10 protein-coding genes and 1 pseudogene are annotated in these 12,868 nt (G+C 71.4%); 5 read left to right on the top strand and 6 right to left on the bottom strand.

All coding sequences use genetic code 11. The features are described from left to right. Positions 1 to 270: 270 nt before the first annotated feature. Positions 271 to 873, top strand: a pseudogene (locus tag G446_RS17955) (MFS transporter); the annotation flags it as partial. A gap of 83 nt (positions 874 to 956) precedes the next feature. On the opposite strand, the gene G446_RS0112845 reads toward G446_RS17955, so the two are convergent. From G446_RS0112845 to G446_RS0112820, 6 genes are all read right to left on the bottom strand, one after another. Next, entirely contained in the window at positions 957 to 1,523 is a 567-nt protein-coding gene (locus G446_RS0112845; protein WP_169721296.1) for an RloB family protein, read from the bottom strand. A 91-nt stretch (positions 1,524 to 1,614) separates the two neighbouring features. Then, positions 1,615 to 2,952, bottom strand: coding sequence for an AAA family ATPase (locus G446_RS0112840; protein WP_026410441.1), 1,338 nt, complete (start codon positions 2,950 to 2,952; stop codon positions 1,615 to 1,617). 177 nt (positions 2,953 to 3,129) lie between these two features. Beyond that, positions 3,130 to 4,008: a DUF5926 family protein gene (locus tag G446_RS0112835; RefSeq protein ID WP_026410440.1), complete on the bottom strand. Its 879-nt coding sequence runs from the start codon at positions 4,006 to 4,008 to the stop codon at positions 3,130 to 3,132. Positions 4,009 to 4,125: 117 nt separating this feature from the next. Next, the gene (locus tag G446_RS17950; protein WP_245574709.1) at positions 4,126 to 5,208 is read right to left on the bottom strand and encodes an ATP-binding protein; all 1,083 of its coding nucleotides are present in this window, start codon (positions 5,206 to 5,208) and stop codon (positions 4,126 to 4,128) included. Between the two features lie 110 nt (positions 5,209 to 5,318). Next, on the bottom strand, positions 5,319 to 6,890 hold the full coding sequence (locus G446_RS0112825) for a DUF5129 domain-containing protein (RefSeq protein ID WP_034470618.1): 1,572 nt from the start codon (positions 6,888 to 6,890) through the stop codon (positions 5,319 to 5,321). 186 nt (positions 6,891 to 7,076) lie between these two features. Beyond that, positions 7,077 to 7,496, bottom strand: a complete 420-nt coding sequence (locus tag G446_RS0112820) for a Rid family detoxifying hydrolase (RefSeq protein ID WP_026410438.1) — start codon at positions 7,494 to 7,496, stop codon at positions 7,077 to 7,079. A gap of 110 nt (positions 7,497 to 7,606) precedes the next feature. Here G446_RS0112820 and G446_RS17945 point away from each other — a divergent pair, with 110 nt between their 5' ends. The 4 genes from G446_RS17945 to G446_RS17935 all read left to right on the top strand — a co-directional run. Further along, positions 7,607 to 8,611 carry a hypothetical protein gene (locus G446_RS17945; RefSeq protein ID WP_245574708.1) on the top strand — a complete coding sequence of 335 codons (1,005 nt, stop codon included), beginning with the start codon at positions 7,607 to 7,609 and terminating at the stop codon, positions 8,609 to 8,611. A 247-nt stretch (positions 8,612 to 8,858) separates the two neighbouring features. After that, positions 8,859 to 9,959, top strand: a complete 1,101-nt coding sequence (locus tag G446_RS17940; RefSeq protein ID WP_211228307.1) for a hypothetical protein — start codon at positions 8,859 to 8,861, stop codon at positions 9,957 to 9,959. Positions 9,960 to 10,206: 247 nt separating this feature from the next. Further along, positions 10,207 to 11,889, top strand: coding sequence for a phosphoglucomutase (alpha-D-glucose-1,6-bisphosphate-dependent) (gene pgm, locus G446_RS0112805; RefSeq protein ID WP_026410437.1), 1,683 nt, complete (start codon positions 10,207 to 10,209; stop codon positions 11,887 to 11,889). 425 nt (positions 11,890 to 12,314) lie between these two features. After that, positions 12,315 to 12,868: hypothetical protein (locus G446_RS17935; protein WP_034470616.1), on the top strand; the 554-nt coding region annotated here is incomplete at its 3' end.

Genomic DNA, 12,868 nt, shown 5'->3' with positions numbered 1-12,868 from the left:
GGCCCGGCAGGTGGCCGCCCTCTGCCACGGACGCGCGTCGTGCGCCCTGCGGTGGGCGGCCAACCACAGGCAGATGGTGTGGGCGATGGACTCGGGAACATCCAAAGTGGCAGGATAGGACAGCACGCGGGGACCCCCTGGTAGCGGATTCATTGGTCAGAACACACTATCCCGGGCGGCCCCCGCGCGCACCACCCCCGCCCCCGCCCAATCCCCCCCGCGCCACTGCGCCGATCCCGGCCAGTCCAGGGGCCCTCCTGGTGAGAAAGGCTCAATATGGTGGGCATCTACTTCATGACCTACATCCTGGGGAACGAAGATCTGCTGGGCGCCTTCGCCTGGGCGATCAACGTCCCGCTCATCGCGAGCCTGGTGTTCACCCCCGCGATCGTCTCCCGGTTCGGCCAGATACGGGGCGTGACGGCCATCGGCTACGTGATCGCCGTCGTCGGGCGCCTGGGCGTGGCGCTCGCCGGGTACCTGGGCAGCGTCCCGCTCATGCTGGCCTTCACCGCCCTGGCCTCCATCGGCATGGGTCCGCTGCAGGGCACGATCAACGCCCTCATCGCCGAGGCCTCGGAGTACACCCATCTGCGCAGCGGAAAGCGCATCGACGGCATCATGTTCTCCTGCACGTCCCTGGGCGTGAAGGTCGGCGGGGGCGTGGGCACGGCCATGGCCGGATGGCTGCTGGCGGCCAGCGGCTACGTCGCCAACGCCGCCGCGCAGCCGGCCTCGACCATCTCCATGCTCTACTTCATGTACCTGTGGATCCCGGTGATCGCCAACTCGATCATCCTCATCCTGCTGTGGCGCCTCGACGTGGAGAAGGCCAACGCGCGCCTGCGCGCCGAACTCGCCTCGGACGGCCCGGGCGGTGAGGCCCCGGCCGGCCGCTCGGACGCCGGGGCCTGACGGGAGGCCCGGGCGGCGGGGCCGGCCGCCCGGGCGCGACCTCACCGCACCAGCCGGCTGCTCGCGCGAAGCCGATCCAACCAGATGATGAGAGCGGGCATCTGCGAACTGCGTTCCCGTGGCCACGCCCTCGCCCGATCCGCGCCACCGGTTCGCCGTCGTTCACGGCGAACGGCATCGTCGACCCTGGAAATCAGATCCGCGGGCAGGGGCCGCCCCTTGCGGTATCCGGGCATGTGCCCACGCAATTCTTTTTCCGCCTGCCGGGCGCCCGCGCTGACTGGCGCCTGCGCGTAGTGCAGAATCAACCAGAACTCCAGGCACGGGTCGGTCAGCGCCGCATGATGCAGTTCTTCATCATCGTCCAGCCACTTTTCAAGCAGAGCGCTGTGAATAGAATTCTGATCGGTGTCGCACACGATCCAGACCCCGTCACCGGGATCCTCCCCATCCCTCAATCGGCGACGCACGTGCTCGATCAGGTTCCTGAGCGAGGACTTCGACCCGCGCGACCGCCAGAAGACGAAGGCGAAGGCGTCGTCGTATCGATAATTCAAGATCGCCCGGAGATACGCCTCCTCCGAAGCCCCTTCAACACAGAACACCACTCTGGGCTTGAGCGGGATCGATCCGGTCCGACGAGCACGGCCCCCACGACGCCGAGGCGCTCTCGTACTCCTTCGCGTCATATCGTGCCCCTCAAAGGCGCGGCACCCCGCCGAGGCGCCCCGAGGAGTAGAAGCCGAGTAGATCCGCACCGGCGCGCACCTTCTCGCCGGAGAATTCCGACAGGCGTGTCAGACGGGTCTCTCCGGAGACCTTGTCCAGCAACCAGATCTCATCGCGCCGGAGCAGCTGGACCCGCATGAACTGAAGTTCGTGGGTGGTGAAGATCAGTTGACGGCGATCCTCACGGCCAACCCCGTCCAAGAAGGAGCGGATGAGCTCCTGCGCGAGCAGAGGGTGCATGGAGCGCTCGAACTCGTCCACCAGGAACACTCCCCGGGACGGCCCCTCGCAGAGCTGGAGGATGATCGGCAGAAGGTTCATGAATCGGGCGGTCCCATCCGACTCCTCGCTCATCGGCAGCGTGAAGCCTCGCACCGGCTCGCCGTCGGAACGGGGCTCGCCGTCGTGCACGGCCACCAGCTGCCGGGCGCGCAGCCCCTCGGCGTCATCGAGCGAGAGCAGACTGTATTTCTTTCTCTCATCGCCGAACATAAGGGAGCCGCCCTCGACGGCGAGTCTGTCCCGCACGTTTTGAATATCCTTCTCATCATCCAGCACCGACCTCAGAGGAATGTCTTCGAGGTCGATTCGGGATATACCGGTGTCCACGGCGGACAATCCGCGGTTCATCGCACCGACGAAGAGCTCATCCATCCCGATACGGCCGGGCAGGGAGATGAAACGAGAACCCGGATGGACAATATGAAGCTCGGAGGAGAACCACTGACGCACGGCGCCGATCATCGCGGGCGGCTCCTCGGCGGACCCGAGAAAATCCAGGATCGTCCGATTGGGGGCGAGAAAACGTTTCACCGTCGCCACGGCAGGTCCTTCGTCGAGGTCTCCGTAGAACTCCACATCCGTCCCGCTCCGCTCGAACAGCACCTCCTCGTCCTTGGAGCGCAGACGGGACAGGAACTCGTACCGAATCTCCCGCCGAGTGGCGCGGACCTCGTAGTAGAAAATCCAGTCCCTGCGGCGTCGGGACTCATCGCCGGGCGCAGCGACAATGATCTCCACGCCGAATAGAGTCGGCTCATCCGCACCCTTGAGCCTGTGCGGCACGGCCGGCAGCGCCTCCCCTCTGGAGCGGCCTCCGGCGACAATGTCCCTCAATGCCGCGAGGGACTCGATCAGGATCGATTTACCCGCGGCATTGGCGCCGTAAAGGGCGGCGACGGGCAGGACGCGAGAGCGCCCGACGCGCGCCAGACGCTCCCCGTGCCTCCGTTCGCTGGTCGCGACCAGCGAGAATTCGACGGGTGAGTAGACGGACTTCCAGTTGGCCACGGTGAGGTAGCGCAGCATCCTCGCCTCCTCGGTCTCGCCCCACTGTACACAATTTCCCGCGTGCCGCAGACGATCCGCGGCACGCGCGAACGACGCATCGTCCGCCGCGATCGGCGCGCACGGCGGCCGCCGTCGGACCCGTAAGGCCGGGGAGTCGGCCCGGGGCCGGCGACGGCGGCCGCGCGGCTCAGAACTTCAGAGATTCACCTGGCGGGAGATGATCCCGGCCCGGGCCCGGCGGGCGGCGGCGTCCAGCGGGGCGGGGTCGGCCAGGGCGGCCTCCAGGCGCTCGGCCATGGCCCGCATGGGGGCGGTGAGCTCGTCGGCCTCGGTGCCCGGAACCAGCTCCCACACGGGGATGGCCAGCCCGCAGGCGCGGAAGGCGCCGATGAAGCGCGCCCCCTCCTCCAGGTCCGACCGCCTGGCCGCGTGCACGCGCGCGAAGGCGTTGAAGAACTCGTCCTCGTCCTCCCCGCGCACCCAGCGCACGAACTCCTTGCCGTTCATGCGGCACCAGTAGGCGTGCGCCACCCCGGGCACGGGCCGGGTCGCGGCCAGCTCCTCCTTGCCCTCCTCCACGGCCCTGACGGCCTCGGGGTTCTTCGCGGCCTCGGCGTCGAGCCAGAAGCCGAAGGAGTCGCGCACGTCGACGCGCGGGACGAACTGCGGGTCGAGGATGTCCTGGAGGCGCTCGCCGGGCTCGGGCAGGCCGCCCGCGACCAGGGCCGAGCCCTCGTCGAGCTCGAGGGCGGCCAGCACGGCGGCGGCGACGTCGCGGCTGGCGTCCCCGGAGTGCATCGTCGTCTGCATGGCGACCAGGACCTCGCCGTCGGCCCGCTTGACGGCCCGGGCGAGCTCGGGCAGGAGGGTGACGAGCTGGACCTCGGCGCCGCCGCGCTCCCTCCTCAGGCGCACGGTCGCGGTGGCCGCCGGGATGATCTGCATCATCGCCACGAGGTCCTCCTCGCCGGCGATCCCCTCGAAGGGGCGGGCGACGAAGGCGATCTTCTGCTTCTTGGGGGCCTTGGGCGCCCCGTCGGCGGTCTTGCGCCGCCGGCGCTTCTTCTTCGACATGGCGGCCAGGGTACCGGCCCCGAGGGCCCGGCCGCGGACTCCCCCGCGCGGACCCACTGTTAAAAATTAACAGTAGTTGTCAGTGGGTTGTCAGTGGTCGACGGCGGCGGGCGCAGCTCAGCCCCCGAGAGCCCTCCATGTCGCTCGAGGATCCCGACTGGAACGGCCGTCGCGAGCCACCAGGCCCTCCTCGCGCAGAGTCTTGAGCCGCTTGAGCGCGGTCTGACGGCTCACCCCCATGGCCTGCGCCACATCGGCGGTCCCGAGCGGCCCCGACGATCGCAGGAGCATCACGATGTCAATCGTGGCCCCGCCGAGGCGATCGGCGACCGATTCCGCGACCCGGGCGGCGGCGTCGAGCCTGACGACAACGCTGGTCGACGTCTGGCGATACACCGGATCGCCGAGCCCCGAACCCCGCATCCGATCCACCATGCGGCGAATCCCCTCGCCCAGCTCCTGGGCGTAGCCGAGATCGGAGCAGACCCGGGCAATACGCGGATTGCGCGCGTACCTGGCGATTTCCAGCGGCCGGGAGGGATCGACGAAGCCCGGAAAACGGCCCGGGGAGGAGACCTCGATGCGGCTCGGGAAGATGGAGATGCGGATATGATCTCCGGCCATCGAGTAGGAGCGGTGAACGACCGCGTTGACGACCGCCTCCGTCCACGCCTCGCGCGGAATGACGTCAACCGGGCCGAAGCGCCCATCGTCCCTCATCGCCCGGCGTCTCGGCGCCCAGGAGTCGACGAGCGCAAGAGAGGCGTCGATGACGTCCGGAATCGCGCCCTCCAGGCGCCGGTCGCCGTCGACGGCCAGTGTCTGCCTCGAACCGGTCCGCGCCTCGTCGGCCTGGTACCGCAGCACCCGGACCAAAGCCTGCGGGAGGTAGTGCTGCGGATGATCGCCGAGAAGAAGAAGACCCGCGATCGTCAGCCCGTCGTCGACGGTGACCAGGCTCCTGGCCCGCAGCACATGCAGGTCGTCGCCAACCGCATCGATGCTGCGACGAAGATGATCCACGTGCCTCGCGGCGACCATCTCCATCCCGACCGGAGCGCGCTGCGCCTCGTAACTGTCGGCCTCCCGGTCGTAGACGAGCTCCTGCCAGGCGGTACGGCTCAGGGTCAGCGTCGAGTCGCCCGCGCCCCGCTCATCGGGTGCGAGGTCGAGCAGCGAGTCGAGATCGATCCGGTCCACGAAACTTACTGTAAAGGCTTACTGTTAAAAATTAACAGTAGTTGTCAGTGGGTTGTCAGTGGTCGACGGCGGCGGGCGCCGCCGCGACGCCGGCCCGCCCGCTCGCCCGCTCAGAAGTGCGAGCTCGACCCCGCCCCGGAGAAGCCCCCGCCGCCCGAGTAGTCGCTGGAGGACCCAGAACTGCTGCTCGAACTCGACGGCGGCGTCCAGGTCGCCGCCGAGCTGTAACCGGTGACCAGCCCGGAGATCGGGGAGGAGAACTGGGAGGACGAGCCAGCTCCGGACCAGCGCACGCCGGAGGCCTGGGCGCCCGGCGAGGCCGGGTTGATGCGGATGGTCGAGGCCGGGTTGTAGGAGGAGTGGTGCCCGCCCATGCTCCACGAGCCCGAGTAGCCGACGCCGGACTCCCAGTCCCAGTCTCTCCGGGAGTCCTGGTACTGGTGCATCCGCTGCTCGCGGTGCGAGGAGGAGTCCGCCTCCAGCGCGCGCTGCGCCAGGGCGTCGGCCCGCGAGCGCACCTCCCGCGAGATGAAGTCGAGCTCGTCGAGCGCCGCCGAGGGCGTCAGCGTCCCCCGGGAGAGCTCGTTCGTCATCGCGGCCAGGCGGTTACTGCTCTCACGCGCCCAGTTCCGGTCCCGGGCGACGTCGATGCGGCTGTTCGCCGCCACCTGCGAGCACAGGCTTTGGAGCGAGGCGAGGTCCTCCTGGACGGGCCCCTGCTCGTTGCGCCAGGCGTCCTGCCAGCCCTCGGACAGGGTCAGCAGGGCGGCGGCGTTGGAGATGGCGTCGTCGAGCGAGTCGAGCTCGCCGGCGAGGTCGAGCAGCCTCTTGGCCTTGGAGCGGCGCCCGACCTCGAACCACTGGGCGCCGCGAGGCTCCCCGAATGCGTGGAAATTGCGGGTCAGCTCGCCGTAACGGTCCTCGAACCAGGCGAAGCGGGCCAGGACCTGGGCGCCGTGGGCGTCGCTGAGGGGGATGAGGCCGGCCTTGAGCTCGGTGGCCTCGTAGTCCCCGGTGACCTGCGTGTAGTGGCGGCGGGCCTGGCCGAAGTAGGCCCGGGCCCGACCGCGCGCCCTCAGCATCCAGCACAGGAGGGCCAGGCCGCCGCCCACGCCCAGCCCCGACACGAGGAGCACGCCCACCTCCGAGCCGATGGGCCGGCCCATGACGGTGGCGGCGCGCGCGGCCATCTGCTGGATGCCGGTGTCCCACCTGCCCGCCTGGAAGGAGGACTTGGCGGCGTCCTGGATGTTCTGCTGAACGGCGAGGTCGACCTTGATGTCCTCGCCGAAGTAGCAGCCGACCCACCGCCCCCTGGGCGAGACCGCCAGGATCAGCAAGCCGTCGGCCCAGTAGTTGCCGTCGAGCCAGCCGGGCTCGTGCGCCCTGGCGTACGCCAGGACGGCGGCGTTGAAGTTGTCGCTGTAGTCGACGTCGAGGGTGACCACGGCGAGGCGGATGTCCTCGCGGAAGCGCAGGGCGCTCAGGTCCCGCGCGGTGGCCTCGTCCTGGAGGATGTCAATCTCGTCGTGGACGGTGACCTCGGGGGCGTGCGTGCGTCCGAAGGGCCAGAACGCCAAGAGGGGCACGACGATGATGAGGGCGAGCACGAGCGCGAGCTTGGCGATCAGCGAGATGACGGCGCGGGAGCCGCCCGCTCGGACGATGAATGGTTCGGGCATGCGATCAGCCTACGGCCCCGGCCCGCTCCCGAAGGCGTCTTGGCGCCGGAGTGCTGCGGCGCTCGCGGTGCACGATCCGCCCGGCCCGCCGGGGAGTCCGCCAGGGCCGAGTTCGCAGTGGAGCCGCGACGCTCAAGCGCGCCCCCGCGCGAGGCCCGGCCCGCCGGGGCCGCGCCGGGCCCGCCTTCAGGGCCGCACGGCGACGGCCTCGATCTCCACGCCCGCCCCCAGCGGCAGGGCGGCCACGGCGAAGGCGGCCCGGGCGGGCAGGACGGGGCCGGTGACGTGGCGGGCGTAGACCTCGTTGACGGCCTTGAAGTCGGCGATGTCGGCCAGCAGGACGGTGGTCTTGACGACGTCGGCCCATCCCAGGCCGGCGGCGGCGAGGATGGCGCCGACATTGGTCAGGGCCCGCTCGGCCTGGACCTCGATGCCGCCGTCGACGAGGGCCCCGGTGGCCGGGTCGAGCGGGATCTGCCCGGAGATGTAGACGAGGGCGCCGCTGTGCCGCCCGGTGGACACGGCCTGGGAGTAGGGGCCGACGGCGGCCGGGGCGTCGGGCGTGGAGACGGCGGTGGAGGATGCGGTCGGGCGGGTGGCGGGCAATGGGGACTCCTCACGGTGTGCGCGGTGCGTCGAAGCGGATAGGGTCGGTTCCACCCAGCCTATCGCCGGCCCCGCATCGCCGGCCCGTCGACCGAACGGAGACGACGATCATGGATGAGCGAGCACGTCAGGGCGCCGAGCGCCTCCGTCGCGCGGCGGCCCGCACCGGCGGCGCGCTCTCCCAGGCCGCCGGTCGGGCGGCGGAGCACGCGGGCGCCTGGGGCCGAGCGGCCGGACAGGCGGGGCAGGCGGCCAGTCAGGTGGCGGGACAGGTGGCGGGGCAGGCCGCCCGGGCCGCCGACGCGGCGCGCTCCGCTCTGCCCGGCGGGATCCGATCCGGGCAGGAGTTCAAGGGCACGCTCTTCCAGCGCCGGCTGGCCACGGCCCTGGCGACCCGGCCGCATGCGCGCAGTCTGGGGACGAACATCCTCGGGGCGTCCCCGCTGCGCACGGGCCTGTCCCTCGGCTGGCGCAGGAAGCGCACCCTGGAGCGCGAGGGCTTCGATACCACCGTTGCGCCGGGAGGGGTCCTCGATGCCGACGAGCTCATCCACATCCACGGGCGCCGGCTGCCGCGCATCATGAGCAATGGTACGGATCTGATACGACGACACCAGGATAAGGAGCTCCAGCCGACGGAATTCGGCTCCGCCACTGGCTCCCTGCACCGGGTGACCGTCTCCGAGGCCGACCGCCGGCGCGGCGCCGTGGACTGGGACCGCCTGTGCGTGGACACCAACGCTGGCATAGGCAACCAGCACGTCGACGTCCTCGTCGCGCCGATCGGGCGGGACGGGGCCGAGTACGCCGCCGACATGGGCCTCCTCCTGCCGGAGTGGCTCCCGCCCCGGGCCGCCCAGGCCCTCGTGGCGCGCCCGGACCGGCCCACCGTCCGCCTGCACCTGCTGGGCGAGGACCGGGTCGGCGTCGACGACGGGGCCCGCTTCCGCCTGTACGAGGGCGTCCCCCACGCCATGTGCGGGTCCCTCGTGATGACGTCGGGCCGGGCGACACGGGCCGAACTGTGGATCTCGGACCGCAGGAACATCGGATCCGACATCATCGATCTCCTCGGCGATCTCGCCGATCTCGGTGAGATCGCCGCCGCGTTCTGAGGCGCCGACGGCGGAGGATCGGCGCCCGGGGCCGGGCGGGGTCGCGCCCGAGGGGGCGGCCGGGCCGCGACCCCGTCCCGGACCGTCCCGGGAGCCCCGCCGCGCCCGGGGATCCGGGCCGGACGGGCGGCGGGCAATGGGGACTCCTCACGGTGTGCTCGGTGCGCCGAAGCGGATAGGTTCGGTTCCATCCAACCTAGCGCCGGCCCCGCATCGCCGGCCCGTCGACCGAACGGAGACGACGATCATGGATGAACGAGCACGTCAGGGCGCCGAGCGCCTCCATTACGCGCAGGCCGCCGGTCGGGCGGCGGGGCAGGCGGACGCCTGGGACCGGGCGGCCGGACAGGCGGGGCAGGCGGGCGCCTGGGGCCGAGCGGCCGGACAGGCGGGGCAGGCGGGCGCCTGGGGCCGAGCGGCCGGACAGGCGGGGCAGGCGGGCGCCTGGGGCCGGGCGACAGGCCAGACCGCCAGTCAGGCGGCGGGGCAGGCCGCCCGGGCCGCCGACGCGGCGCGCTCCGCTCTGCCCGGCGGGATCCGTTCCGGGCAGGGCTTCGAGGGCACGCTCTTCCAGCGCCAGCTGGCCACGGCCCTGGCAGCACAGCCGCATTCGCGCAGCCTGGGGACGTACGTCCTCGGGGCGTCCCTGCTGCGCACGGGCCTATCCTTCGGCGGGCGCAGGAGGCGCATCCTGGAGCGCGAGGGCTTCGATACCACCGTTGCGCCGGGAGGGGTCCTCGATGCCGACGAGCTCATCCACATCCACGGGCGCCGGCTGCCGCGCATCATGAGCAATACGAATCTGATACGACGGCAGCAGGACGAGGAGCTCCGGCCGATGGACGGCGGCTCCGCCACCGGCTCCCTGCGCCGGGTGACCGTCTCCGAGGCCGATCGCCGGCGCGGCGCCGTGGACTGGGACCGCCTGTGCGTGGACACCAGCTCCGACAGGATCGACGACAACCAGCACGTCGACGTCCTCGTCGCGCCGATCGGGCGGGACGGGGCCGAGTACGCCGCCGACATGGGCCTCCTCCTGCCGGAGTGGCTCCCGCCCCGGGCCGCCCAGGCCCTCGTGGCGCGCCCGGACCGGCCCACCGTCCGCCTGCACCTGCTGGGCGAGGACCGGGTCGGCGTCGACGACGGGGCCCGCTTCCGCCTGTACGAGGGCGTCCCCCACGCCATGCGCGGGTCCCTCGTGATGACATCGGGCCGGGCGACCCGGGCCGAACTGTGGATCTCGGACCGCGACAGTCTCGGGTCCAGCATCTTCAACACCCTCGATTCCCTCTGCAATTCCCTCGGCTTCCTCGGCGAGATCGGCGAGATCGTCGCCGCGTTCTTCTGAGGCGCCGACGGCGGAGGATCGGCGCCCGGGGCCGGGCGGGGTCGCGCCCGAGGGGGCGGCCGGACCGCGACCCCGTCCCGGACCGTCCCGGGAGCCCCGCCGCGCCCGCGGGACCCGGACCGGACGGGCGGCGGGCGACGGCGGAGCGGGCGGCGGACGCCGTCGTCAATATGCACTCCGGAACATATCCGTCCGCTGAGCGGGAACCCCGGGACAATCGCGAGTGGCCCGTGACACACTAGGGCCCATGCACCCACGAGCAGGACAACCAGCACAGCCCGAGGACCTCATCGACATCGACGAGGTCATCAACGCCTACTACGACCTCGTCCCCGACCCGGCGGTCCCGGAGCAGAAGGTGGTCTTCGGCACCTCCGGACACCGCGGGGCCTCCCTGGACACCGCCTTCAACGAGGCCCACATCGTGGCCATCACGGCCGCGATCGTGGAGTACCGCCGCTCGCAGGGGACCGACGGCGTCCTCTACATCGGCCGCGACACCCACGGACTGTCCGAGCCCGCCTGGCGCACCGCCATCGAGGTGCTCGCCGGGGCGGGGGTCACCACCGCCGTCGACGCCCGCGGCGCCTACACGCCCACCCCCGCCGTCTCCCACTCCATCCTCCTGGCCAACGGCGCCGGCACCGAGGCGGGCGTGCGCACCACCGGGCCGGGCCTGGCCGACGGCATCGTCATCACCCCCTCCCACAACCCGCCGCGCGACGGCGGCTTCAAGTACAACCCGCCCCACGGCGGCCCCGCCGGCTCCGACGCCACTGGTTGGATCGCGAACCGCGCCAACGAGCTCCTCGCCGGCGGCTGGAGGGACGTCAAGCGGGTCCCGGTCGCCGAGGCGCTCGACGGCCCCCACGTCGTCAAGCACGACTACCTCGACACCTACGTCTCCGACCTGGAGAACGTCGTCGACCTCGACGTCATCCGCGACGCCGGCGTGCGCATCGGCGCCGACCCGCTGGGCGGGGCCTCCGTGGACTACTGGGGCGCGATCGGCGAGCGCTACGGGCTGAACCTGACGGTGGTCAACCCGAAGGTGGACCCGGCCTGGCCCTTCATGACCCTGGACTGGGACGGCAAGATCCGCATGGACTGCTCCTCCCCCAACGCCATGGCCTCGCTGCGCGCCAAGATGACGCCCGACGCCGAGGGCAAGACCCCCTACGACGTCGCCACCGGCAACGACGCCGACTCCGACCGCCACGGCATCGTGACCCCCGACGGCGGGCTCATGAACCCCAACCACTTCCTGGCCGTGGCCATCGAGTACCTGTTCACCCACCGCCCCGGCTGGCCCGAGGGCTGCGCCGTGGGCAAGACCCTGGTGTCCTCCTCCCTCATCGACCGGGTCGTGGCCGCCATGGGCCGGCGCCTGGTGGAGGTGCCGGTGGGCTTCAAGCACTTCGTGCCCGGCCTCATCGACGGCTCCGTGGGCTTCGGCGGCGAGGAGAGCGCGGGCGCCTCCTTCCTGCGCAAGGACGGCACCGTGTGGACCACGGACAAGGACGGCCTCATTATGGCGCTGCTGGCCAGCGAGATCATCGCCGTGACCGGCAAGAGCCCCTCCCAGCTGCACGAGGAGCAGGTCGAGCGCTTCGGCGCCAGCGCCTACGCCCGCATCGACGCCCCCGCCACCAAGGCTCAGAAGGCCAAGCTCGCGGCCCTGTCGCCGCAGGACGTCACCGCCACCGAGCTGGCCGGGGAGCCGATCGTCGACCGTCTCGTGCGCGCGCCGGGCAACGACGCCGCCATCGGCGGCCTCAAGGTGACCACCGCCGACGCCTGGTTCGCCGCCCGCCCCTCGGGCACGGAGGACGTCTACAAGATCTACGCCGAGTCCTTCAAGGGCGCCGAGAACCTGGCCGTGGTCCAGGAGGAGGCCAAGAAGGTCGTCGACACCGCGCTCGGGGAGTGACGACGGCGGTCCCGCGGGCAGCGGGTCCTCGGCCGGTGGGTTTTCGGGCAGCGGACCCCCGGACGTCGGGCTTTCGGACGTCGGGCTTTCGGACGGCAGACCCCCGAACACGGCCGACCGGCCGCCTCGCCGGCACCGCGCCCGGGGGATGAGCCCCCGGCGGCCGACCCCTTCGTCGCTGGCACCGCGACCGGAGTGATCATCTGAGCGGGTCCGGCCGCCCGATTCTGCGGAATCGGGCGGCCGGGCCCGTCGCGTCCGCCCACCGGCGCGGTGCGAACAGCCGCGTCGCGGCGACGGCGAGATGCCCGGGAACCGGGACGCGGCCCGTGAGGCCGCCATCCCCGCCTCGACGAGACACCCCGCCGACACCCCGTCGTTCCGGGGAAGGAAAGATAATTGATCTGAGTCTGAGGAGGATGGGCATGGGGGAGGTGCGGCTGGGGCCGGTCGAGTGGGGCGTCGTGACGGCTCACCACCTCTGGGGCATGGGTGTGCGTCTGGAGGAGTCCGGTGATGAGGGGGTCATGGTTCTGTCCTCCATTCATGATGACTTCCTGCGCTGCAACGGGGAGTACTGGCCCGAGATCGGCGAGCGCATCCGGGTGCGCAGGTACATCTACGGGTCCCCCGATGACGAGGTGCGCCTGACCAGTCGGGAGAGCGCCATGGAGGGTCTGGTGCACGGGTACGATCCGCCGCGCCAGTACCCGCTCCCGGAGGGGTTCGGGCCGGTCGAGGAGGGGACGGTCGTCGCCCGCCGCGACTGGGGCGTGGAGGTGCGCCTGGACTCCGGGCGGGTGGGGCGATTGCGGGCCCGGCTCATGGAGGACAGCGTCGATCCCGCTCCCGAGGAGCGCTGGCCCGGAATCGGTGAGCGGGTCCGCGTTCGGCCCCTGGGCCTCTGGCCCGACGGCGGCCTGCGACTGAGTGGCAGGTCCAGTTTCGTGGACCGGATGCCCAGACGCCACCGGTGGCC

It is taken from the genome of Actinomyces dentalis DSM 19115, assembly GCF_000429225.1.
GTDB classification, from domain to species: domain Bacteria; phylum Actinomycetota; class Actinomycetes; order Actinomycetales; family Actinomycetaceae; genus Actinomyces; species Actinomyces dentalis.
The sequence above is the reverse complement of the archived record's forward strand: the minus strand, read 5'-3'. Positions and strand labels throughout refer to the sequence as shown.

Excerpts from the sequence above, each read along its gene's own strand:
- G446_RS0112840 (WP_026410441.1), bottom strand. The coding sequence starts at position 2,952 with ATGCTGCGCTACCTCACCGTGGCCAACTGGAAGTCCGTCTACTCACCC.
- G446_RS0112835 (WP_026410440.1), bottom strand. The coding sequence starts at position 4,008 with ATGTCGAAGAAGAAGCGCCGGCGGCGCAAGACCGCCGACGGGGCGCCC.
- G446_RS0112825 (WP_034470618.1), bottom strand. The coding sequence starts at position 6,890 with ATGCCCGAACCATTCATCGTCCGAGCGGGCGGCTCCCGCGCCGTCATC.
- G446_RS17945 (WP_245574708.1), top strand. The coding sequence starts at position 7,607 with ATGGATGAGCGAGCACGTCAGGGCGCCGAGCGCCTCCGTCGCGCGGCG.
- G446_RS17940 (WP_211228307.1), top strand. The coding sequence starts at position 8,859 with ATGGATGAACGAGCACGTCAGGGCGCCGAGCGCCTCCATTACGCGCAG.
- pgm (WP_026410437.1), top strand. The coding sequence starts at position 10,207 with ATGCACCCACGAGCAGGACAACCAGCACAGCCCGAGGACCTCATCGAC.